The sequence below is a fragment of the Bacteroidota bacterium genome (genome assembly GCA_016699695.1).
Taxonomy (GTDB): domain Bacteria; phylum Bacteroidota; class Bacteroidia; order Bacteroidales; family UBA10428; genus UBA10428.
On record CP065006.1, the window covers coordinates 2,896,697 to 2,918,702 of the forward strand.

The following is a 22,006-nucleotide window of genomic DNA, read 5'->3' on the forward strand; positions in this document are numbered from 1 at the left end:
TTATTAACCAGAAAAAAAGTCATCTTACTGCATGAAGAATATTTTTTGCAGCAGTAAGATGACTTAGTCTTGCTCCATTATTTAATATTGTCTAGTAGTCCGTATTGCGTCCCGATTGTTCGATGAGTGTTTGCAACAATTTGTTAAAGTTTTCCGAAGATTTCAGCTCGTCGATACTCTGATGCATACGGTATTTCCAATGGTGGCGCACGTTGCTGGGCTGATTAATCTGCTCGCGGTGTGTTTCTTTCCATCGCAAATCCCCATCCATAGCCAGCAGGTCCTGTATCGGAAAGGTTGTCCACATGGCAGGCGAGTATAGGTGTTGGGTAATCATCTGCTGGCATAACCAGGGTTCGGCAAAATAGGGTGCTTCGCCAAAATTGCCCAGTTCTCTGTTGAAAAACTGCTGTATGGCTTCGCGATTGCCTTCCCACCATCCGCGAATGGTAGGCATGTCGTGGGTAGAGGTGGTGCAAACCGACATATAGGGTGCATCGGCCGGATGGGCGTATATTTTCTTCGGATTTTTCGACATCCGTTGAATTTCGAGGCTTAGTATTCCAAGCTGTTTCATTACGGGTGGCACACATTCGGGCACCATACCAAGGTCTTCGCCGCAAACCAGCATTTTACTTGCTGAGATAATAGCTGGTAACTTTTCCATTCCCTTGTGATACCAGAAATCGTCATGTCTTTTGTAGTAATAATGGGTATATATTTGGTTTAACCTTTCTTTGGTGTAAGCATCCAAGTCGGCATACGACGAGGTAAAATGAAATGCTATGCGCGGATGCCATTCATTTTCGCCCGTTTGAACGAAGAGCACATTGGCAATAAGATCGAACAGGCCGTTGCGGATTTGTCTGTCTTTGTCAGTCAATTCTTCTTCTTCAATATCTTTTAAGAAATACTGATTCACCTTTTGTTGGGTATTAAAGGCTTCTTTCATTGTATAGCTTCCAAGGCCGCTGCTATCGAGGAATTTCTTTTTCACCTCTTTTACCCAATCGCCAAAAATCTGATACAGAATATGTTCATGGATGTAGGGCATTACCAGGCGGTTGTAGTCGAAATGGATGCCGTACTGCTCTATCTCCTGCGCACTCATGGGTATAGATGGGTTGAAATAGCCTAGCAGTCCTTCTACTGCGTGCAGAGGAATTTCCCATATTCTGAAAAAACCTAAAATATGATCGATCCGGTAAGCATCAAAATACTCTTCCATTTTGTGGAGTCTTTTTCTCCACCAGCTATAACCTTCTTTTTGCATAGCTCCCCAGTTGTAAGTCGGAAATCCCCAGTTCTGCCCTTTGGCTGAGAAATCGTCAGGGGGAGCTCCGGCTTGTGCGTTGAGATTGAACAGATGGGGTTCGGTCCAGGCTTCAACGCTGTTGGGGCTGATACCTATGGGAATATCTCCCTTGAGCACCACCCCTTTTTCATGGGCGTATTTGCTTGCTTCGCTGAGTTGTTTGTCGAGATGAAACTGAAGGAAATAATGAATGCTGATATCGTCCCAGTCTGGAGAATCAGGGCTGCAAAGCTTTTCAATATCTTTTTTCTTGTAGATACTGTGCTCGCTCCATTTTCTGAAGTCTGCGGTATCATTCTTATCACGCAGGAAGGCATAGGCGGCATAAGGTACCAGCCAATCTTTGTTCTGGTTGAAGAAAGCCTTGTATTCGGCAGACGTAAAAAATTCGTCTTTTACCTGGTCGAATATTATTTTGTAATAGCGCGATTTTAAATCCAGCACCTCGGGGTAATTTACATCGGTTTCTTTATTGAGGCGCACACGGTGTTCGTTGTATTCGGCAACAATTTTTTTATCCTTGGGGGTTCCTAGTTTTTCGAGGTTGAGGTAAATGGGATGCAGCGCAAATACCGAAATGGATTTGTAAGGATAGGAGTCGAGCCAACTGTGGGTGGCAATGGTTTCGTTTACCGGCAACAATTGTATCATCTTAAGATCCGCCTGTTTGGCCCAATCGATAAAGTCGATAAGGTCTCTGAAGTCGCCAGATCCAAAACCCTTGTCGGTGCGCAAGGAGAAAACAGGTACAGCTACGCCGGTAGCTTTCCAATTGCCAAGCGGATAGCGGAAACGTTCGTCGGATTGAATGTAATGGTATTCCTTTTCTTTTTGTGGGAGGGTGTTTAATTCCCTGTCATGGCCTTCTTCGAGGGTTACGGCCATTTTTTTCTCTATGTTGTAAATGCCATATTTGTAATGCAAGGGTTTTTTAATTCCGGAAACATCAATACTTCCTGTCCAGAGCGGAAAGTCCTCGCCGCAACCCAAAACAAAAGGATTTTTAATATCCCAATCGCCCAGCTGTGGTGTATTGCCCAAAACGCAGACCCTGTATTTATTGCCTATTCGCGGAACCTGGATTTTGAACTGAAGAGTTTTTTTTGCCGAAGCCAGGTTGATTGATTTCGCTTCAACTGTGGGCCTCATTAACACTTTTGAAAAGGCCGAAGTATATAGAACCTTTTCTTCTACCGAAGGCAGCCGCCAGGTTTCGTTGGCAAAACATACAGATTTATTTGTTTCGCTGCGTTTGACGGTCCTGTTAGGTCCATCTTCCCACATTTCGAAGCCAAACTCATCTTTCAACAGGTATTTGTATTCGGGATCTCCGGCTGATTCCTCGATATTGATTTCTACCTGCCACAATCCATAATGCAGATAGTTCATAGGCAGGGCGTGGGCACTATTCCATTTTCCCATAATTTCCGGCGAACCACAGAGATAAATCTGTTGTCCGGGATTGGTAAAATAGTGAATCGAGAATAATATTTTCATCGGTAGGTGTTTTTAACCGGCTTTTTTCCGGAAAGATTAGTATTAAGTAAACAATAATTAAACCCAACCTTAATATAGGAAAAATATGCTTACCTGATGCTGAGCTTTAGACGAAACATGAAATTTTTATCAGAGGCATAGCATCATGTCGATGTTGGTACCATTGTATTCGAACTGTCCGAGTTCTTTAAAGCCAAGTTTAGTGTAAAAGTGAATTGCATGGCTGTTGCTTGCCTGAACTCCACCCCAAAGAAAAATTCGCTTTTGTGGGTTTGCTTCCGGTAATTGAAGCAGGGTATATTCAAAAAGCAGGCGGCCAAGCCCTTTACCTTGCCAGTAATCGGCCACAGAGGGGGCAAAAGTATAATCACCTGGCTGGGGCTTAAGGCCATAGCTTTTAAAACGATCGGCTTCAAAATCGAGCCAGCCCGATTTTAAAATAGTATAGGCTTCAATAAAGAGGGTATGTTCATCGATGGCCAAAAGGAGAATGTATTCCGGGTTTTCAATTAATTGGTAAAGGCTATCTGTTTCAAAGGGGTGGGGTTCAAAGCGCTTACGGCTCTCTGGGCTCAGCGAATTTAAATAGCCCAGAAGATTGAGAATATCGTCGTGGGTTGCATGCCGAAGCAAAAAAGTATGATCGTGAAGGTGAATATGCATAGCAATTCTAATTTAGTTAAATGCAAAAAAGCGAATGTAAAGATATAAGGAAGCACAAATGGTAGAAATGAAAATTACGGGTATTCCTACCTTCATGTATTCTTTAAATCGCAGCGGATAGGGTGTTTTTTGGGTTAAGCCAGCAACAAGAATATTGGCTGCTGCTCCTATAAGGGTGCCATTTCCACCAAAACAGGCTCCCAGCGATAAAGCCCACCAGAATGGGTCGATGTTTGTTTGCAATTGTTGACCAAAACTTTCAATTACAGAAATCATGGTGGCGGTAAAAGGTATACTGTTAATGATGGTTGTGGACAAGGATGATAACCATAAAATTAATTGGGTTGTGAGCGCCATATTTCCCTGTGTGAGACCGAGCATTTTATCGGCAATAATGTCAATGATGCCTGTTTTTTCAAGCCCGCCCACAAGTACAAACAGACCTAGAAAAAAGAATAAGGTAGGCCATTCTACTTCTTTCAGAATTTCTTCCGGATCCTGATGGTTTACCAGCAGAAGTATAAATCCACCACCAAGGGCTATGGTGGCAAGGCTTACATGATGAAAATGGTGCGTTACAAAAGCCAGTATAATGATTGAAAACACAAAAATGCTTTTCATGAAAAAAGGTCTGTCGCGAATTGTTTTTGCTTCGTCAAATGCCATTATCTTACTGGTATCGACTACTACTGATTTTAGTTTTTTATAATAAACAAGGCGTAAGTATAGGAGAGTAAAAACAGATACAACAACTACTACAGGTGTGTTGATATATATGAAATCCATAAATCCAAGATGGGTGGCACCACCAATCATAATATTGGGTGGATCGCCGATAAGGGTCGCAGTACCTCCTAAATTCGAAAAAATGATTTCTCCGATAAGAATAGGGGTGGGGTTTATTTTAATGGTATTGGCTATGGCAAAGGTGAGGGGTACAATAATCAGCACTGTGGTAACATTGTCTAAAAAAGCCGATAAAAAGCCTGTTACAATAGACAATACCACCAAAATTCTCCATGGATCGCCTTTAGTAAACTTAACCCCTTTTACGGCAATCAATTCAAATATCCCCGATTTGCGCATTACTGCTACGGTAATCATCATACCACACAGTAGTCCCATTGTGTCGAAATCAATGTAATTTACCGCTTCTTCCTGGCTTAGAATTCTGAAAATTAGTAGTAAAAATGCCCCCATCATGGCAGTAATTGCTGTAGGAAACTTTTCGGTGGTAATGAAGAAGAAACTCAACACAAAAATGGACAGGGCCAAAACAGCCTCGTTTGCTTGAACGGATGATATAAAATCGGTAAGCATAGCTACAAATTAAGTGTCCAGTGCCACACACAATATTTCAATCCCTGTGATAAGACCAATTAAGGTTTTTCCTTCAACTACAGGAAGAAGTGAGCCTTTGTTACGGTAAAGTAGATCGGCTGCATACGACATCGAGTCGCCTGGTGCTACTGTTGGATATTTCGAATCGATAAAGAGTGTAGCCTTATGGTCTAATATTTCTTGCAGCTGAGTGCTAATCTGGTCGAGGTCGGCCATGAAAGAAGTGTTGTAAATGGATTTGATGTAATCGGGAATAGCTGCATCAAGAATTTTTTGCTCGGTAATGCAGCCAATGTATTCGCCTAATGCATTTTCCACAGGAAGAACACTATGCCGCTGAAGTCTCATGGTACGGATTACCCTTCGCAAAGTGGATTTCTCGTTGACCGATGAAATATCGCGTAGTACATAATCTTTTACTCTTTTCATAGCAATGAATAATAATAAATGGGCAATGGTAAGGAGTTTAAGAATTATTTATTCTACTTCTTCCAGGCTTATTCTTGATAAGTTCTTTTTTATTAGCGTCACATCTCGAATTTCTTTGTATAAATCTTCTACATTGGTTAATCCGGCTGCTGAGGCAAACCTCAGGGTTTCAGTAAGCGAGCGGTCCTGAAGGTAAGAATGAATAAAACCGGCCAGGTAGGCATCGCCATAACCCAGCATATTGGCAATTTTAAGGTTTTCAGGTCTTATTATGTAAGATTTTTCTCTTGTTACAGCCACCACGTTCTCTATGCGATGAATAAATAAAACAAACGCTGTTTGGCTGCTTTGGGTAAGTATTTTCCTGCCAGCCTCCAGAAAATTAGCAATGCCGTCGATGGGTTTCCCAAATAGCTCGTGTTTACTTCGCATGTCGGGACAAATCAGAAAGGGCGATACGGTTAATAGCTCCTCGGTGTAATCGGGAGAGGTATGAACCAACACCTTCTTGCCCTGGTTTTGAGCGATAGCTATCAGGCGCTTATATACCTCTACCTGCGCACCTTTTGGCAGAGAGCCAGCAATTACCACAATTTTCACCCGTTTCAGGAGCTGTTCGAAATTCTCTATAAAAAAGTCGATGTCGTCGGTCGAAACTTCTTGTCCGAAATCGTTTATCTCGGTGAGTGTTTCATGCTGAAGATCAAGAATAGAAATGTTGGTACGTGTGAGCCCTTCGGTAAAAATAAAACTGGTGGTGATTCCTGTTTGCCTGATTTCGTCGCACAACATATGCCCCGAGTACCCGGCAGCAAAACCCGATGCAATTACCTCGTTGCCCAGCATTTTTAGGGTGAGGGCAATGTTTACACCTTTTCCACCAGGGCTTAGAATGCTAATCTCCTCCTGTCCTAGTCGATGTAGTCTGTGGGTGGCAAAATCGTTAAGGATTAGTATCTTGTCAAGTGCAGGATTAAGCGTGATGGTGAGTATCATTGGTTCGATTACTTGGTAGTTGTACTAAAGTTATTGAAAAATAACGATTTTTCAGCCATCAAAGTCAGCTGCTTTTATAGTTGCTCTTCAGCAAGGGTTTTACCGATAATACCCCGATCTGTCGATGGCGCGGAAAACCGCCGGTGGCATGAAATGGCGAACGTCCTTTTTTTCTTTGAAAGCCTGCCGGATAAATGTCGAAGAGATTTCGATTTGTGGTGCTGCCACGAGACGAATATTTTCATGGCCCCTGAGGTCGTTCTCATGAAAAGGCTGGCGTGGGTAAATATATCGTTGGTAATTCTGAATAAGTTGATCTGCATTTTTCCATTTATGAAAGCTGGACAATCCATCGGAGCCCATGATAATTACAAACTTCAAATCAGGGTGTTTTTCCTTCAAATAAGCCAGTGTATCTATGGTGTAAGATGGTTGCGGCATACGAAACTCAATGTCGCTTGCTTTGAACCGAAGGTCGTCTGCTATGGCTTCTTTAACCAGGTCGAGTCGGGCATAATCACTGAGCAGGCTTTTTTTTTCCTTAAGTGGATTGTGTGGGCTTACTACAAACCAAATCTGGGTAATGTCGGTAAATTCGACCATGTAATTGGCAATGGCCAAATGACCTACATGAATGGGATTAAAAGAACCAAAAAAAAGCCCGATTTTCATGAAGAAAGCAATTTTCTCAGTTTCTGCATCCTTAATTATTCAAAAACTCACGCACGAGGGTGGTGGTTTCTTCGATGGCTGTCTCCAGATTTTCGTTTATCACGGTATGGTCGAATCGCCGGGCATAAGTCATTTCGAGTTTAGCTTTTTTCAAACGCTTTTGAATGCTCTCCTCGGTTTCTGTTTTGCGCTGTTCGAGCCTTTCTGCAAGGGTTTCCAGGCTTGGGGGCTTTATGAAGATGGAAATGGCTTTGGTGCCATGCATTTGCTTGATATTGCTTCCACCTACCACATCCACATCGAAAATGATGTTTTTACCTTCTTTGCTGATACGATCGATTTCTGATTTCAATGTACCGTAATATTGTCCCGGGTATACTTCTTCCCATTCCACAAAGTCGTTTTCATCGATACGTGTTTTAAATTCATCGATGGATAAAAAATAGTAATCTTTTCCATCGGTTTCGCTCTGACGTTTGGGCCTGCTCGTGGCCGACACAGAAAACTCCAGTCTGAAATCAGCCTGATCACGAAGGTTTTTGACGATGGTCGATTTTCCTGCTCCCGAAGGGCCGGAGAGTATCACTAATTTACCTGCCATGCCTTTAAAATTTATAGTATGTTTAATACTTGTTCCTTTATCTTTTCCAATTCATCCTTCATTTCTACCACCAGTTTTTGTATCTCGTGGTGACTGGCTTTTGAGCCCAGGGTATTGATTTCGCGACCCATTTCCTGGGCAATAAAACCTAATTTTTTACCTATGCCTTCCGGACTTTCAATTACTTCGCGGAAATAGCGACAATGATTTAGCAAGCGCACTTTTTCTTCCGAAATGTCGAGTTTTTCGAAATAATAGATCAGCTCTTGTTCGAAACGGTTGGTGTCGATCTTATCTGGGTCGATGTATTCTTTGAGGCTGGACTGCATTTTTTCGCGAATAGCCTGCACCCTTTCTTTTTCGTAAGGCTCAATGAGTGGAAGTCTTTTTTCTATGCTATCAAGGCGCATAAGCATGTCTTTTTTCAACGCCTTTCCTTCCTGAAGCCTGAAAACATCCACTGCATCAAGGGCTTTTTCGAGGGCCTTCAAAATACTGTTCCAGTCTTCTTCGTTCAATTCGTCTCGGTCTATTTTCAGGGTTTCAGGCAGCCGCATGATGGTGGCTAAAAGAGATTCGTTACTTTCGGTACCCAACTCAACAGCTAGTTGTTGGAGCTGTTCGTAGTATTTGCGTGCCACTTGCAGGTTAATGCTGGCTGCATTTTTCGCATCAGTAAGTTCTACGTTGAGATTTAATTCTACTTTGCCCCTTTCAAGACGGTTCGAGAGCATATTTCTGATTTCAATGTCTTTATCCCGGTAACTCTGAGGAACACGGGTGAAAATATCCAGCTGCTTACTATTCAAAGATTTTATCTCGATACCAATTACCCTGTCGCCCAATTCACAAGTTGCCTTTCCAAATCCTGTCATCGATTTCAGCATATTCTCAGTATTAATTTCGTTGCTATTTTGTTTCTTTTATTCTTTCGGCTCGAAGGTATTTTTCCTTGCTTTTGGCTTTAAAACAGTTAAAGTAATAAAAAGAGATTAGATATAAAAATCAGTTAATGGGTGGTTTCACAATCACCTTTTTTTTCCAGTTTCCACTGCGGTAATAAATGTAAGAAAATATGGTGCCAACAGACCATGCAAGCGGTACAGCCAGCCAAATACCTATTTCGCCCATATTCTTTGATAATGCTGATGCAAAGGGCACTCTGATAATCCACAACGAGAAAAGTGTGATAAACATGGGTATCAGCGTATCACCGGCACCACGCATCACGCCGTTAAGGGCGAACATTACCGAAAAGATGATATAGCAACTACTTACCACAACAAGGTACTGCGAACCTACCTCGATTACCGACTCTGTATTGGTAAATAAACCCATGAGTTGCCGTTTAAAAAGAATTACCACCAGTGTAACAGACAGACTTATGACAATTGATAAAACCAGTGTAGCCAATAGGCCCCGTTTGACGCGTTCGGTCTTTCCTGCACCCAGGTTTTGGCCCACAAAGGAGCTGAGTGCCTGGCCCAGTATCATGGAAGGAACCATGGCCAGGCCATCGATGCGACCAGCTACCGAATAAGCTGCCACTACCTGGGTACCAAAGTTATTCACGATACGGTAGAGTGCTAACATGCCTAGCGCTACAAATGTTTGTTGAAATCCAGAAGGCAAGCCAATTCGCACACTGTGGCGGAATATCTCGGGATCGAAGTTTAGGGTAAGCAGTTTTACACGAACCAGCTTATGGGTTTTGTTCAGGTAAAGGGCTGCACCAAAAAAGGTGATACCATGTGCAAATACGGTTGCAAGGGCAGCACCCCTGATTCCCATGTGAAAATATTTAATAAAAACGATGTCGAGCACGATATTAAGTACCGCTGCAAAAATCTGAAAATACAAGGGTGTTTTGGAGTCGCCAATACCTCGCAATACGGCACTTATGGCATTAAAACCAAACAACAGAATGGTGCCGGCTAAAAAGGTACGCAGGTAAATGGTTGCCTGTGGCAATACATCGGCCGGGAGTTTTGTAATTTCGAATACTTTTCGTCCGAAGCTCATGCCAACTATGGTGATTATGATCGAGGCAATGAAAGTAAATACAAAAATGGTGTCAATGGCAGCACGCACTTTATCGAAATCTTTCGCTCCATAATATTGCGAGATGATAATGGTTCCGGCTGTAGCAATACCTATTACAAAAGAGATAAGGGTAAAAATAATGGGAAAAGAAGCTCCTACGGCAGCAAGCGCCTCGTCGCCCAGCAGACGGCCCACAATAATACTGTCGAAAATGGTATAAGTTTGCTGAAACAGGCTGCCCACCAACATGGGGACTGCAAACAACACAATGGCCTTACTTTCGCTACCCTGGGTTAAATCTTTCATTAAGCTTGTTCAATACAAAGCCCCGAAGGAAACTGCCTGCTGATGCAAATTCCTGCAAGAAGGGCGAAAGTAATTAAAAATATTGCACTTTTACTTTCGAAATAATTAAATGCGATATGCACCCGGCTGAAAGTTTGATTGAACAAATTGAGCGTAAAAACCAAAAAATCTTTACAAACTACCTCGACCAAATTTTTAGCCTGGTTTGGCTTCCCTCGCACAACCGGCAACATCACGATCGTGTGTGGCATTTTACGAAAGAAATTCTTTTAGCTTACCTTCACAAAGGAGCTACTTTTAGTCATGATTTTATCGAAGCCCTTATGCTAGCTGTCTATTTTCACGATACAGGACTTACCCGAACCCTGTCTGCAAAACATGGCTTTGAAAGTGCTTCAATTACCAAAGATTTTTTGGCTAATCAATGGCAGAGAAGTAATCGTTATGAGCATGAAATGTTGGATGCCATTGTAAGACACGATGAGAAGGATTATGCTTTGGTTCAAGAGGGTGAATCGGTTATTCCGACTATTTATTCGATTCTCACTGTAGCCGACGACCTCGATGCTTTTGGCGCTGTTGGATTGATTCGTTACCTCGAAATCTATTGCCTTCGAAAAATTGAAAACAATCAGTTAAAGCCTGCCATCCTTGGCAATTTAGAAAGTCGCTTCGCTTTTGTAAACCTTATGTTTGCCCCATTGCCAGCACTTTCAGCAATCCATGAGGTACGTTACCAGGTGGCTTGCGAGCTTTTAAAGGAAATGGACGAACACGATCTTTCATTTTTACAGCAACAAATTGATAAAAAGGTTGATTTACTGGATTTCAGCACCTTTAAATACCACCATTCATCTGTTTTGATCAAAGCATTCAAACATGTGGTGGAGGAAATGAATTATTTTCATTGAATTGCATTGAAATGTAACTTATCCCGACCTGAAGAAGTATACAAAGCAGTGAATTTTTACAGGTTCTTAATTCCCTTGTCTACAGGAAGTATTTCATTATAAAATGCAGGTCAACACACAAATAGAACAGCAATTTGATTTAGCTATGCTCAGCAGCAAGCTTGCTGATATGGGCCTGAACGAAGATATGATTGGGCTGGTAACAGCACAATTACTTGAATCTTTTGGGACCAGTGAGCTGGAGGATAAGGCAAATTCCAATGAACCCCAAGCTGATACTTTTAGTGCTTTTTCCTGCTATCCAGGATTGGTATTGGTATTCGACCATTCGTTTAAGGCGGTGTACCAGAATAAGCTTTTTTTGGGCAAGGTAAGAATTACTGGACAAGGCTTGCTGGAAATTCTTCAATTTATAAACAGCCCTTCACTCATTTCGGAGGCTGAAGAGGTATGGAAAACCGGGAAGCCCCATAAAACCAGTCTTATTAATCCGATTAATCTGAAGGTAGTGGATGTATACCTTAGTAAGTATGCAGTAAAACAAACTGAATACCTGGTTGCTTTTCTCGAAGACATAAATCTTGTATCGTTGAGAACAAAACCTGCCACGGTAGCCACCCGAAAAAAGGAACCCGAACCAGTCAATCAATATCAGCTTATTGCCAACAGCATTTCCGATATCTTTTTTATACTCGATAGGGAGTTGCGGTTTACTTTTGTGGCTCCCTCCATCGACCGATCGCTTCAGTATAAATACAACGAACTGATTGGTAAGGGCTTCGACATGCTGATCCCTCAGTGGTCAGGCAACACCCTCAAGAAAAATCTCGATACAGTACTGGCACTGCGACCAAATATTGCCGAACCTCAGCGTTTTACCATTCAGCTCTCGGGGAAGTATGGCAAATTAAACTGGTACGAAGTGCAAATTACCGGCATTTACAACGAGCTGGATGTGTTGCAGGGCTATAATGGCGTTTGCCGCGACATCACCGAAAGATTGAAATACGAAGAAGCCTTGCGGTTGGCTAAGAAAAAGGCGGAAGAAAGCGACAGGCTCAAATCGGCTTTCCTTGCCAACATGAGCCACGAAATACGGACCCCGCTGAATGGCATCATTGGTTTTTCTACCATGCTTTCGAACCCCTTGCTTGCAGCAGAAAAGAAAGATCAGTATGCAGGGTACATCATTTCCTGTTCGAAGCAGCTGCTAACGCTTATCAGCGATATTATTGATATTTCGAAAATTGAAGCCGGTCAGCTAAGTATATTTAAAACTCCGGTGAATGTGGTGAAACTTATGCACGAATTGCATGAAACCATTCGTGTTGAAAAAGACCGCCTGGAGAAACATGACATTCGGCTTAGGATGGTATTGCGTGAAAGAGAACTTAGCCTTTTTACCGACGAAGTGAGGTTGCGCCAAGTGATGATTAACCTGCTATCGAATGCTTTGAAATTTACCAAAACAGGAAAAATTGAGTTTGGCTTTCAACTCATCGAGAAAGGTACTTTTATACGATTTTATGTGAAGGATAGCGGTGCAGGAATACCGCATCATCTTCAAAAAGCTGTGTTTGAGCGTTTCAGACAGGGCGAAGTCGACAACCAGGCCAAAGTAACGGGTACTGGACTGGGACTTGCCATTTCAAAAGGAATTATCAACCTGATGTGCGGAAAAATGGGATTGTTGTCTGAGCCTGGCAAAGGTTCCGAATTCTTTTTTGTACTTCCCTATACTGCTCCTGCCGATTGCCAATAGTTTTCTTCCGAAAATCAAATCATAGTTTCTATTTTACTTCGAAGTCGAACATAGTTTCTCCTTCGAGTTTGCCAGTAAGCCTGTCGCCAATTTGCACCGGGCCCACTCCTGCAGGTGTGCCGGTATAGATAAGGTCGCCAATCTTTAGGGTGAGGTATTGGGATACATGCGCAATGATGTCGTCGATGCTAAAGATCATCTCGTCCGATTTTCCGTTTTGCACTAACTGATTATTCTTGTACAATTCGAAATGGATAGAATCGCGGTTGGGGAATTTTTCCATTTTTTTGAAACCTCCTAGTACCGCTGAGTTGTCAAAGGCTTTGGCTTTTTCCCAGGGCAAACCCTGTTCTTTGCATTGTTTCTGAATGTCGCGGGCTGTAAAGTCGATACCCAGGCCAATTTCATTGTAATACCTCGAAGCAAACTCTTTTTCGATGTGTTTTCCAAGCCTGTGAATCTTCACCACCAGTTCTACTTCGTAGTGCACCTCATTCGAAAATTCCGGAACAAAAAACGGTTTGTTGTTCATCAGAAGCGCACTGTCTGGTTTCATAAAAAACACAGGTTCTTTCGGTAGTGGGTTGTTGAGTTCTTTGGCATGTTCTGAATAATTCCGGCCGATACAGATTATTTTCATGAGCCTGGCAATTTTAGGTGTATAACTATTAAAGTTAGGAATGATGCTGATTACTTATTCCCTGTGAATGCGCTTCTAAGTTTTATTTTGGTTAAAATATTTTTTGTGTACAAAGGGAAATCGTTACCAATCATCCATCCATAATATCCCGGATCTTTTTCGAAAACATCCACTACCCGCATGCCTTTGTATTTTCCAAAATTAAAGCATTCTTCGCCCTTATCGTTGAAGATTATTCTGCCTGCAAAATCGGCATTGTTAGTGTGGCTCGAGAACTCCGACAGTTTATCCATATCGTTTTCGAGGTCAGGGTAACGGTCGAGCTGGGCTTTTAATATTTCGTAGGTAGCGCGTGTATCGGCTTCGGCACTGTGGGCACCTTCCAGCTCTTTTTCACAAAAGAACCGATAGGCAGCGCTCAAGGTGCGGGGCTCTTTTTTCAGAAAGATCACCTGCACATCGATGAATTTTCGTTTTTTGAAATCCACATCCACATCGGCGCGAATCATCTCTTCGGCCAGCAGCGGAATGTCGAATTTATTCGAATTGTAGCCAGCCAGGTCACTGCCTTCCATTACTTTGGCAATGCTTTTAGCTATTTCGGCGAAAGGAGGTTTGTCTTTTACATCTTCGTCTTTTATGCCGTGGATATCGCTGGCTTCTTTTGGAATGGGAATGGTGGGGTTTACCAGGTAAGTTTTCGATTCTTCCCGGCCATCAGGGAATACTTTCAGGTACGAAAGCTCCACAATACGGTCGCTGGCTACGTTGATGCCGGTAGTCTCCAGATCGAAAAAAACAATAGGGTTCTTCAGGTTTAGTTTCATGTGCTAAGAAAATGAAAGAGAGTTCCGGTAAGGGAACTCTCTTTGTATTGAAAGGAACAATTTCGTCAATTATTTATCATCATCGGCATCAGCAACATAAGCACGTCTTCGTTGTCGCTTTCTTTTTCGAGTGGTAAAAGTATTCCTGCCCTGGAAGGATCAGATAGTTCGATGACCACATCGGCCGAGCCCAGGTTTTGTAATATTTCAATTAAAAAAACTGATTTAAACCCTATTTCAAGTTCATCGCCTTCGTACTGACAAGGAATGCGTTCGAATGCCGAAATAGAAAAATCAATATCCTGTGCCGACACTGTTACCTGGTTGCCACTGAGTTGGAGTTTAACAAGGTTACTGGCCTGATTGGAGAATACAGAAACTCTTTTAAGGGCGTTGAAAAGCTTTAACCGGTCGATAATTACTTTATTAGGGTTATCGGTTGGAATAACGGAGTTGTAACTAGGATAATTGCCTTCGGCCAAACGACAAACCAATTTGTAGTTTGATAATGTAAATGAGGCGTTTTTGTTGTCGAATTCCACCATCACACGGCCATCTTCTTTTGGAAGAATGTTTTTAAGCAGCGAGGCTGGTTTTTTCGGAAGAATAAAGGAAGCATCGCTGTCCGATTGCACATCTGAGCGTTTGTACCTTACCAGTTTATGGGCATCGGAAGCTACAAAGGTGATTTCTTGCGAAGAAAGTTCGAAAAAGATACCATTCATAACTGGCCGCAGTTCGTCGTCGGCAGTGGCAAACAGGGTGCTGTTGATGCCATTGAGCAACATAGCTGCTCCCATCTGAAAACTGGCCTTGTTGGTGCCTTTTATGACAGGTAGCTGGGGGAAGTCGTCGCTATTTTGCCCGGGTAAATCATATTGTCCGTTTTCCGAGCTCATCACTACTTTCAGGGTATCGGGATTGATGCTGAAGGTAAGAGGCTGGTCGGGGAACTCCTTGAGGGTGTCGAGCAATAATTTGGCAGGAATAGCAATGCTTCCGGGTTCGGAGGCATTTTCAATTTCCATACTCGTAATAAAAGTCGACTCCAGGTCAGAGGCTGTAAGTTCGAGTTTTTTTCCCTCGAGCCTGAACTGAACATTGTCTAAAATGGGTAATGTGTTTTTACTGCTTATTACCCTGCTCACATTTTGCAGGTGGTGCAATAAATCAACGCTTGAAACAACGAATTTCATTTATAGTCAGTTTTTTATGATTCAAAAAATATGTACTTGATACTAAAATTACAAGCTTTCAATATTACAAAATTTCTTGTTGAAACTATGACTGCAAGTTTACTTTTTTAGAAAATAGTCGCGTTCTACCAGCAGGGGGTCGTAATCGGCAAAATTGAGTTTTACCAGCAATCGGTTGTTCACAACCGCAGCAAAAAATGTCGTTGAAGTCTGGCCAGTTTGCTGGACGGTGAGCGAAAAACCATTCAGGTAAACTGCCTTCGAATGGCGGTCTTCGATTACAAGCCGGAATAATTCTTCGGAGGGATTGGGAATGAAGAGGCTGGTGTCGAGCGGTGAATACTGGAGACCGGTAAAAAAGTGAAGATAATCCTGCAAGTTCTGGCTGTCAATTGGTTCCGGTATCAAGGTTCCTGCGGAGGATAAAAGCTTCATGCTATCTGTTTCTATTGAAAATCCAGCTTCTGCTTTGCCCGGATATTCAATCCTGATGCGTTGGATAAGCTCCGGCTTAAAACTGATGAGCAAACGGTTGTACCAATCTTCTGCGCTGCTGCTTGCCAGTATGGGTAAGAGCAGGTCGGGCCACCCTTTTACCTGAGCGTAATAAAGCTTACCCTGTGGTGTTTCTATGATATTCTTCTGGTTGAGCGTGCCGAACTTTAATTGATAGACTTTTTTGCCATTCGCGTACAACTTCAGCATCCTCATTTCTTTTGAAAGGCTATCATTATATGTGCCAGCCAATGCCGATTGCAACTGAAGGTTTTCGAGGGCTTCGAGCAGTTGGTTTACCTTAGTTTGTTGGGCTTCTGTTTCCAATTCTGCCATCCAGATTTGGTTAGACAGAAAAAGCTTTACCTTTCTACCCTGACCTTCTATTTCAATAAGGTCTATAGTTTTGTTGGATTTCTCAAATTGTATTGAATCATTGCGCTTTAAGGTGCTGCTTTTTTGCTTCAAACCCAGGGCCGCAGCAGCAAGCAAAGTCAACAATAACCAGGGTATATATTTTTTGACTGAAATTGGCATCAGGGGCGTGTGTAATAGTAGTTACGAAATGCATTGTAGGCTAATCCACCCGCAATTACAAGCAACACAGGTATAAGTAGGTTGATGAGTTGCCATTTGAGGCGTTCGCTGGCCATTTTCGATTTATTGAGCAGGCGCAATTTAAATTCTCTGCCACGCAGTTCCAGCAGGTTCGAGTCGTCGGTGAGGTATTGCACACTGTTAACCAGAAATTCTTTGTTGCCAAAGGTTTGTTTGGTAGCCCTATCGTATCCAAGGGGTAAAGCGGAATAGCCTTTTTCTGTTTGCACCAGTTCGTTACGCACCATGTCGGCATCGGCTACTACAATCATTTTAGTTGGCCTACTTTTTTGAAGACTTTGTGCGGGTGGTGTTGCAAAATACTCATCGAGCATCCGGTTTTTAAACACCGATTCGAATTCGCCCTCGAGTAAAACGGCAAGAATCTGGTTAGGATTCGCCAAATCGGCAGGCTTAAGTGCTGTGTTTACCTCGTGAAGTGTGATGATGGCTGGTGTTTGCAGCAAACCGCTCATGGCAGAACTTTGCAGCAGAGGTGTTTTTTTTATTTCAGAGCGCCCTTGCAAGGTATCGATGGCAGAGGCAAAGCGCAACCACACCGGGTTAATGTTTTTCACAACCGGATGGGTGCCTGCAGGACTCACCACAGGGTAATAGACCCAAGGAGCAAGCTGAAAATCGGGTTTATTGCCGGCAAGTGCCAGGTTAACAGGTAGCATGCTGCACTGGATATCGCGCACCAGCATGGGGTTTATCCGCACTCCATAGCGAAAAAGCATGTCTTCGAGGTTAAGCTGGTTGGGTAATCCCAGAGTATATCCAACAGCCAGGCTGTCGAAGTTCACATTTACCGCATCCAATAGCCACAATACCCTTCCCCCTTTCATAATATATTGGTCGAGCACGTATTTGTCGGATTCAGAAAACCTTCCAGCAGGCCCGGCAATGACTACACAGGAATAGGGGTCGAGAATACCTGGCTGGGCATTTAGAGTACCACGGTCAACCTGGTAAGATTTGGCCAGCTCCTGCATCAGGTCGGTGAGTAGTTCGTCCGACCACTCGCCATGGCCCTCGAGAAAGGCAATTCTTTCAATTTCTTCGGAAGTAATGGTTTTTATGGTGCTGATAAGGGTATATTCAAGCGCTTCGACCGAGTTGTTCAGGTTTTCGTCGCCAGAGCGTGTGGGGTCGTTGAGCAAGAGATTAAGTGGAATCTCCATGCCGTTGTAATTCACTGTAGCCCCGGGAATAATAAGTTTTTCGGTAAGGCTGCCGTCTTTTTTCCGATGATGGATGTTTACAGGTCGCAACCCTATGTGGTAGAGTTCTTCTATTACTGCGTTGCGCTTTTCCGGACTGGTTTCGTCCAAGGGGTTACTGAATTCGTATTGCAAATTCGCACCTGCATAAACCCTGAATTCGTCCAGCTGGTCGCGTATGCTTTTCTGAAAAGCTGTGAGCTGAATATTCATTTCACCCTCGAGGTAAACCCTGATAAAAACCATCTGATCGAGGTTTTTAAGAATAGTTTTTGTTTGATCGGAGAGGGAATAGCGCTTTTCTTTGGTGAGGTCTATCCTGAAATGCAAGCCACTTCCCACTATATTGAGCAGAAAAATAACGGCCAATGCAAAAAGAATTCTGATAATAGCACTCGTCCTGATCTTCTTTTTCATACGCTGTTACTTGAGATTATCGGTATTGATAAGTGAGTTTTGTGTCGGCAATCAGAATAAAAACAGCAATCACCGAGAAGAAATACAACATGTCGCGGCTGTCGATTACACCCCGGCTAATGGATTGGTAATGGGCATCGATTCCCAGGCTTTGAATAAGACTTCCTGCGCCACCCAGTGGGAATAGCATGGCCAGGTAACCAAAACCGGCATAGAGTATGAAAGACAGAAAAACAGCCAGAAGAAAGGCCACAATGGTATTTTCGGTAAGGGCAGAGGCCAGAATACCGATGGAGGCATAGCAGGATGCCAGCAGCAAGAGACCAATAAAAGATCCCCAAAAGGCACCATGGTCGATGTTACCACGAGGATCGCCAAGGGCTGCAACCGAAAGATAATATACCAGCACTGGCAGCAGTGAAAGCAAAATTAACACGACTGCAGCAGCGTATTTCATCAGAACTATTTGTAAAATAGTGAGCGGGCGGGTTAATAAAAGGTCCATTGTGCCGGCCTTTTTTTCTTCAGCAATGCTACGCATAGTAATAGCAGGTACCAAAAAAAGAAAAATCCATGGTGCAATGTCAAAAAGTGGACCCATGCTGGCGATTCCGGAATCGGGTATGTTCAGGTTGCCCGGAAAAACCCAAAGAAACAATCCGCTAACCAGTAAAAAAACCACAATCGCTACATAGCCGGTAAGTGAACTGAAAAAGCCTGCTATTTCTTTTTGTAAGAGTGCCAACATAACAATTTATTTTAACGGCCGTAAAAATACATTATTTTTGCACGCCTCACGAAACAGAATTATTAAGCACATTATTTTCATGCAGCCATTGGTTTTATTCAGTTCCCGGATTTTGTTGTTTTGTTTGTTATTCGCAATGGAAGGAATTAATGTTTCGGCGCAGGCAGACAGTGTTTTTAATGGTTGCAGGCTGGAGCTTAAATACCAATATGGGGCTGTATACCCACATCACTCCAGTGTGGAGTATGTGCTGGGAAATAACATTCAGGGTTTCGAGATAAGCCTTTCTACCCAATCAACCGGCAGGCATATGTGGGAACAAATCTATCGTTACCCACGCTATGGAGTGGCCTACAGTTTCCTTCAACTTGGTAATCCTGAAATATTAGGTAATCTCCACGCCCTTTTTGGTTATGTCGATGTACCTTTCTTTCAACCTAAGGGCAAATTCTCTTTGAATTACCAGGTCGATATAGGTGTGGGCTATTTTACCGAAACTTACGAACCCTATGAAAATCCTTTGAACATGGTGGTAAGTTCACCTTTCAATGTATACATAGGGCTCGATTTTACAGGCCGTTATAAACTCGGAAAAAATAATGAAATCAAAGCTGGTCTTGAACTGACACATTGCTCCAATGGAAAAACCCGGTCGCCCAATATGGGCATGAACAGCGTGACCCTTTCGGCTGCCTGGCTCTATAGCATTAGTCCGGAAAGGCCTGTTACCCGCCTTTATTTGCCTGAAGGGTATCGCAAAAACTTTTTTGAACTGTTGGCTAATGTCGGCTACAAGCGCGACGACAATATGAAGCCGGAGACCTACCCGGTGGCATCGCTGATAGGCGATTATTATTATGCATGGTCGCCACGGTATGCTGCTGGTGCCGGCGCCGATTTTTTTTACGATGGCTCCCTTGCACAACACCAGGAGTTTTTCGATGGGGTTACACCTCGCGATAATTCAATAAATTACCAGTATGGACTTCATGTTGGCTTCAGGGTGCGCTATGGGCGTTTGTTTATGCTTTTGAATGCAGGGCATTACATTCATGCCGATTATGTGCGAAATGGCTATGTATATAGCAGGCTTGGTATGCGCTATGCCCTCACCGACCAGTTGTTGTTTAACTTAACCCTGAAGGCACATTCAACTATAGCGGATTTTATCGAGTGGGGTATAGGTTATCGTTTTAATACAAAAGGAAAATAATGTATATGATAGGCAAAATGCATAAACGCAATAATACTTTAGAAAAAAATAATCAAGCTGTCCATTTCAAATTAATTTTGAAGCGGATGAAAAAAATGCAGAAAATATTCTTATTCATGTTAGCCGCATTAGCCATGGCGGCCTGCGAAAACGATAACTGCTTTAAACCGGCAGGAAGTCACACCCAACAAACAACCTCATTCAGCAAACTGAATATGATTGTGGTAAAGGGTGTTTTCGATATCGAGCTGGTGCAGGATACTGCTTTTTATATAGTAGCTTCCGGTCCCGAACAGGTTGTCAAAGGGGTAGATTTTGAACTTTTAAACGATACACTCACCTGCTATCACTACACAGGTTGCTTTTGGCGCAGCGACCGGACCAGACCACATCTGCAAATTCACTTCTCCGACCTGCAGTCACTTCACATCGATGAGTCGTGTTATCTATACTCATCTGATTCAATTCGCGATAATTTTAAACTATCGATTGGGACTAAAGTTGCAGAAGCTGACCTTCTGTTCAGTAACACCGAGGTTTATTTTTACATTCACAAGTCTTCGGGGGGCAGGTATACCTTCCGTGGAAAAACCCAAAAGGCTTTTCTAATGAATTTCAATACTGGTTTGTTTGATATGTCGGAGCTCGAGTGCCAGAGTGCCAAAGTGCTAAATTACTCCATAATCGATATGAAGGTCAATGTAAGCAATCAATTGTCTGTGCAGATTTATAATTCCGGGAACATCTACTACAAGGGGCATCCCGTATTGATTGTCGATACGCTGGCCTCTACGGGTCGGGCTCTGCCGGCTGATTAAATGCGTATCTTATCTTGAACACCCGTAAGGAATTGCTCTCGTCTTCCTTTTCTGAAAGTTTTTTTGCCTTCAGTAGTTTTTGCTTGGTTGAGTGAGAGTGCAAATGCCAGCCACATGATCAGCATGACTCCGGGTATGATCATACGATTCGAAAGAAACAAGCCGGCAAAATTAAATAGCACATGTTGTTCTGGATCGGATGGGTTGTACAGGACTTTTAGTTTTTCTCCTAAAGCATAATGGATGTTTTCGGGCGCTTCAAACTCAATATTTTGGTTTTGGGCATTAAAACACACCACAGCAGCAAAATCTGCCTCTTGCTGCGGTCTTTTAAGAAAAACATTACCTTGCAGGTAGCCTGCAACCTCGCCCCGGGTTACCTCACCAAACACTATCAGTTTCCAATGAACCGAAAAGGGGAGGAGTAAAAATAACAGAGTGATAATCCAGAATTGCAGTTTGGTTATTCTCATTGAACTAGCCAGCCTTGCGTTGGGCATAACCTTCTTTTATATACCGAAAGGGAACCATAAATAAAAAGCCATAGTTCTTCTTACCACGGTGATGGTCGAAATGTGCTTTTACGATGGCTTTGAAATACCAGTTGGTGGGGTCACCAAAAAGAGAAATTCGTTTATGGTAGAGCACATCGTGATAAAGAAAATAGGCGAGTCCGTACGCGGCAATGCCAATTCCCAGCCAGAAAATTACAAACAAACCATGCAAGGCACCCAGGTAAATGAACAAAAAGCTGGGCACAGCAAAAATAAAGGCAAACAGGTCGTTGAGTTGCATGGTATGTTTTTTAGGTGAATGATGATCTTTATGCAACACCCACAAAAAACCGTGCATTACGTATTTGTGCGTAAACCAGGCTACAAATTCCATAAATAAGAATGCCGCCAGTATAAGCAGAATAGCCACCATTGTTTTCATTTTTTTGTTTAACAAAGTTAAATGTACAAAAGTTCATCCTAAACTTTAATGTTTTGGATTATACCTCAGACCTGAAACGAATTTTTGCCGATGTTTTTTACGACAGGGGAATTTATCACTCAGAGTATTCAAAAAATAGGAATCACTCGGTAGGTTTCGACCTGAATTTCGAGTTTCACTTCCTGCGTTTGCCAGTACCCTTGCTGATGGGAATTCGCTATTCTCATTTACTCGATAGAAACACCGATGTGCTGGAGCTAACCCTGTTTCAGATAGCTTTTTAATCGATATAAGAAAACTAAAATAATTATTTACATGTGAAATGCTTCGTGTGCAGGTATTATTTTTTCTTATTTTTAT

At 42.7% G+C, this 22,006-nt stretch carries 22 protein-coding genes; 5 read left to right on the forward strand and 17 right to left on the reverse strand.

Annotated elements, in window-relative coordinates; translation table 11 throughout:
• Positions 1–91 precede the first annotated feature (91 nt).
• From IPM71_12205 to IPM71_12245, 9 genes are all read right to left on the reverse strand, one after another.
• The gene (locus IPM71_12205) at positions 92–2,812 is read right to left on the reverse strand and encodes a 4-alpha-glucanotransferase (GenBank protein QQS50336.1); all 2,721 of its coding nucleotides are present in this window, start codon (positions 2,810–2,812) and stop codon (positions 92–94) included.
• Between the two features lie 129 nt (positions 2,813–2,941).
• A complete protein-coding gene (locus tag IPM71_12210) occupies positions 2,942–3,475 on the reverse strand; it encodes a GNAT family N-acetyltransferase (GenBank protein QQS50337.1) in 534 nt (177 codons plus the stop codon).
• Between the two features lie 12 nt (positions 3,476–3,487).
• Entirely contained in the window at positions 3,488–4,795 is a 1,308-nt protein-coding gene (locus IPM71_12215; GenBank protein QQS50338.1) for an ArsB/NhaD family transporter, read from the reverse strand.
• Between the two features lie 9 nt (positions 4,796–4,804).
• A complete protein-coding gene (locus IPM71_12220) occupies positions 4,805–5,245 on the reverse strand; it encodes a CBS domain-containing protein (protein QQS50339.1) in 441 nt (146 codons plus the stop codon).
• Between the two features lie 48 nt (positions 5,246–5,293).
• Complete coding sequence (locus IPM71_12225; GenBank protein QQS50340.1) at positions 5,294–6,241, reverse strand: 1-phosphofructokinase family hexose kinase; 948 nt, start codon at positions 6,239–6,241, stop codon at positions 5,294–5,296.
• A gap of 99 nt (positions 6,242–6,340) precedes the next feature.
• Positions 6,341–6,913: a nicotinate-nucleotide adenylyltransferase gene (locus IPM71_12230; protein QQS50341.1), complete on the reverse strand. Its 573-nt coding sequence runs from the start codon at positions 6,911–6,913 to the stop codon at positions 6,341–6,343.
• Positions 6,914–6,944: 31 nt separating this feature from the next.
• Positions 6,945–7,514, reverse strand: coding sequence for a guanylate kinase (gene gmk, locus IPM71_12235; protein QQS50342.1), 570 nt, complete (start codon positions 7,512–7,514; stop codon positions 6,945–6,947).
• A gap of 11 nt (positions 7,515–7,525) precedes the next feature.
• A complete protein-coding gene (locus tag IPM71_12240) occupies positions 7,526–8,401 on the reverse strand; it encodes a YicC family protein (protein ID QQS50343.1) in 876 nt (291 codons plus the stop codon).
• 118 nt (positions 8,402–8,519) lie between these two features.
• Positions 8,520–9,863, reverse strand: coding sequence for an MATE family efflux transporter (locus IPM71_12245; protein ID QQS50344.1), 1,344 nt, complete (start codon positions 9,861–9,863; stop codon positions 8,520–8,522).
• A gap of 116 nt (positions 9,864–9,979) precedes the next feature.
• Between IPM71_12245 and IPM71_12250 the strand changes: the two genes are divergently transcribed.
• Both IPM71_12250 and IPM71_12255 read left to right on the forward strand, forming a co-directional pair.
• Positions 9,980–10,774, forward strand: coding sequence for a hypothetical protein (locus tag IPM71_12250; GenBank protein ID QQS50345.1), 795 nt, complete (start codon positions 9,980–9,982; stop codon positions 10,772–10,774).
• A gap of 145 nt (positions 10,775–10,919) precedes the next feature.
• Positions 10,920–12,536: a PAS domain S-box protein gene (locus IPM71_12255; GenBank protein QQS50346.1), complete on the forward strand. Its 1,617-nt coding sequence runs from the start codon at positions 10,920–10,922 to the stop codon at positions 12,534–12,536.
• 28 nt (positions 12,537–12,564) lie between these two features.
• Here IPM71_12255 and IPM71_12260 read toward each other — a convergent pair whose 3' ends face one another.
• The 6 genes from IPM71_12260 to gldF form a co-directional block, all read right to left on the reverse strand.
• Positions 12,565–13,176 carry a fumarylacetoacetate hydrolase family protein gene (locus tag IPM71_12260; GenBank protein QQS50347.1) on the reverse strand — a complete coding sequence of 204 codons (612 nt, stop codon included), beginning with the start codon at positions 13,174–13,176 and terminating at the stop codon, positions 12,565–12,567.
• Positions 13,177–13,226: 50 nt separating this feature from the next.
• The gene (locus IPM71_12265; protein QQS50348.1) at positions 13,227–14,003 is read right to left on the reverse strand and encodes a 3'-5' exonuclease; all 777 of its coding nucleotides are present in this window, start codon (positions 14,001–14,003) and stop codon (positions 13,227–13,229) included.
• A 65-nt stretch (positions 14,004–14,068) separates the two neighbouring features.
• A complete protein-coding gene (gene dnaN / locus IPM71_12270; protein ID QQS50349.1) occupies positions 14,069–15,199 on the reverse strand; it encodes a DNA polymerase III subunit beta in 1,131 nt (376 codons plus the stop codon).
• Between the two features lie 99 nt (positions 15,200–15,298).
• On the reverse strand, positions 15,299–16,231 hold the full coding sequence (locus IPM71_12275) for a hypothetical protein (protein ID QQS50350.1): 933 nt from the start codon (positions 16,229–16,231) through the stop codon (positions 15,299–15,301).
• Positions 16,231–17,931, reverse strand: coding sequence for a gliding motility-associated ABC transporter substrate-binding protein GldG (gene gldG / locus IPM71_12280; GenBank protein QQS50351.1), 1,701 nt, complete (start codon positions 17,929–17,931; stop codon positions 16,231–16,233). Before gldG ends, IPM71_12275 begins: the two co-directional genes overlap by 1 nt.
• Positions 17,932–17,947: 16 nt before the next feature.
• Positions 17,948–18,679, reverse strand: coding sequence for a gliding motility-associated ABC transporter permease subunit GldF (gene gldF, locus IPM71_12285; protein ID QQS50352.1), 732 nt, complete (start codon positions 18,677–18,679; stop codon positions 17,948–17,950).
• A gap of 136 nt (positions 18,680–18,815) precedes the next feature.
• Between gldF and IPM71_12290 the strand changes: the two genes are divergently transcribed.
• Complete coding sequence (locus IPM71_12290) at positions 18,816–19,892, forward strand: acyloxyacyl hydrolase (protein QQS50353.1); 1,077 nt, start codon at positions 18,816–18,818, stop codon at positions 19,890–19,892.
• 116 nt (positions 19,893–20,008) lie between these two features.
• Entirely contained in the window at positions 20,009–20,710 is a 702-nt protein-coding gene (locus IPM71_12295; protein ID QQS50354.1) for a DUF2807 domain-containing protein, read from the forward strand.
• Here the strand turns inward: IPM71_12295 and IPM71_12300 are convergent.
• Both IPM71_12300 and IPM71_12305 read right to left on the reverse strand, forming a co-directional pair.
• Positions 20,707–21,183, reverse strand: coding sequence for a hypothetical protein (locus IPM71_12300; protein QQS50355.1), 477 nt, complete (start codon positions 21,181–21,183; stop codon positions 20,707–20,709). The genes IPM71_12295 and IPM71_12300 overlap by 4 nt on opposite strands.
• Before the next feature lie 4 nt (positions 21,184–21,187).
• Positions 21,188–21,646, reverse strand: coding sequence for a sterol desaturase family protein (locus IPM71_12305; protein ID QQS50356.1), 459 nt, complete (start codon positions 21,644–21,646; stop codon positions 21,188–21,190).
• 53 nt (positions 21,647–21,699) lie between these two features.
• Here IPM71_12305 and IPM71_12310 point away from each other — a divergent pair, with 53 nt between their 5' ends.
• Positions 21,700–21,930 (forward strand): hypothetical protein, encoded by a 231-nt coding sequence (locus IPM71_12310; protein QQS50357.1) that lies wholly within the window; start codon positions 21,700–21,702, stop codon positions 21,928–21,930.
• The last annotated feature ends 76 nt before the right edge of the window (positions 21,931–22,006 follow it).

What these genes read in the sequence shown, in the direction of transcription:
- IPM71_12205 (QQS50336.1), bottom strand. Translation starts at nt 2,812, where the DNA reads ATGAAAATATTATTCTCGATTCACTATTTTACCAATCCCGGACAACAG.
- IPM71_12210 (QQS50337.1), bottom strand. Translation starts at nt 3,475, where the DNA reads ATGCATATTCACCTTCACGATCATACTTTTTTGCTTCGGCATGCAACC.
- IPM71_12215 (QQS50338.1), bottom strand. Translation starts at nt 4,795, where the DNA reads ATGCTTACCGATTTTATATCATCCGTTCAAGCAAACGAGGCTGTTTTG.
- IPM71_12220 (QQS50339.1), bottom strand. Translation starts at nt 5,245, where the DNA reads ATGAAAAGAGTAAAAGATTATGTACTACGCGATATTTCATCGGTCAAC.
- IPM71_12225 (QQS50340.1), bottom strand. Translation starts at nt 6,241, where the DNA reads ATGATACTCACCATCACGCTTAATCCTGCACTTGACAAGATACTAATC.
- IPM71_12230 (QQS50341.1), bottom strand. Translation starts at nt 6,913, where the DNA reads ATGAAAATCGGGCTTTTTTTTGGTTCTTTTAATCCCATTCATGTAGGT.
- gmk (QQS50342.1), bottom strand. Translation starts at nt 7,514, where the DNA reads ATGGCAGGTAAATTAGTGATACTCTCCGGCCCTTCGGGAGCAGGAAAA.
- IPM71_12240 (QQS50343.1), bottom strand. Translation starts at nt 8,401, where the DNA reads ATGCTGAAATCGATGACAGGATTTGGAAAGGCAACTTGTGAATTGGGC.
- IPM71_12245 (QQS50344.1), bottom strand. Translation starts at nt 9,863, where the DNA reads ATGAAAGATTTAACCCAGGGTAGCGAAAGTAAGGCCATTGTGTTGTTT.
- IPM71_12250 (QQS50345.1), top strand. Translation starts at nt 9,980, where the DNA reads ATGCACCCGGCTGAAAGTTTGATTGAACAAATTGAGCGTAAAAACCAA.
- IPM71_12255 (QQS50346.1), top strand. Translation starts at nt 10,920, where the DNA reads ATGCTCAGCAGCAAGCTTGCTGATATGGGCCTGAACGAAGATATGATT.
- IPM71_12260 (QQS50347.1), bottom strand. Translation starts at nt 13,176, where the DNA reads ATGAAAATAATCTGTATCGGCCGGAATTATTCAGAACATGCCAAAGAA.
- IPM71_12265 (QQS50348.1), bottom strand. Translation starts at nt 14,003, where the DNA reads ATGAAACTAAACCTGAAGAACCCTATTGTTTTTTTCGATCTGGAGACT.
- dnaN (QQS50349.1), bottom strand. Translation starts at nt 15,199, where the DNA reads ATGAAATTCGTTGTTTCAAGCGTTGATTTATTGCACCACCTGCAAAAT.
- IPM71_12275 (QQS50350.1), bottom strand. Translation starts at nt 16,231, where the DNA reads ATGCCAATTTCAGTCAAAAAATATATACCCTGGTTATTGTTGACTTTG.
- gldG (QQS50351.1), bottom strand. Translation starts at nt 17,931, where the DNA reads ATGAAAAAGAAGATCAGGACGAGTGCTATTATCAGAATTCTTTTTGCA.
- gldF (QQS50352.1), bottom strand. Translation starts at nt 18,679, where the DNA reads ATGTTGGCACTCTTACAAAAAGAAATAGCAGGCTTTTTCAGTTCACTT.
- IPM71_12290 (QQS50353.1), top strand. Translation starts at nt 18,816, where the DNA reads ATGGAAGGAATTAATGTTTCGGCGCAGGCAGACAGTGTTTTTAATGGT.
- IPM71_12295 (QQS50354.1), top strand. Translation starts at nt 20,009, where the DNA reads ATGTTAGCCGCATTAGCCATGGCGGCCTGCGAAAACGATAACTGCTTT.
- IPM71_12300 (QQS50355.1), bottom strand. Translation starts at nt 21,183, where the DNA reads ATGAGAATAACCAAACTGCAATTCTGGATTATCACTCTGTTATTTTTA.
- IPM71_12305 (QQS50356.1), bottom strand. Translation starts at nt 21,646, where the DNA reads ATGAAAACAATGGTGGCTATTCTGCTTATACTGGCGGCATTCTTATTT.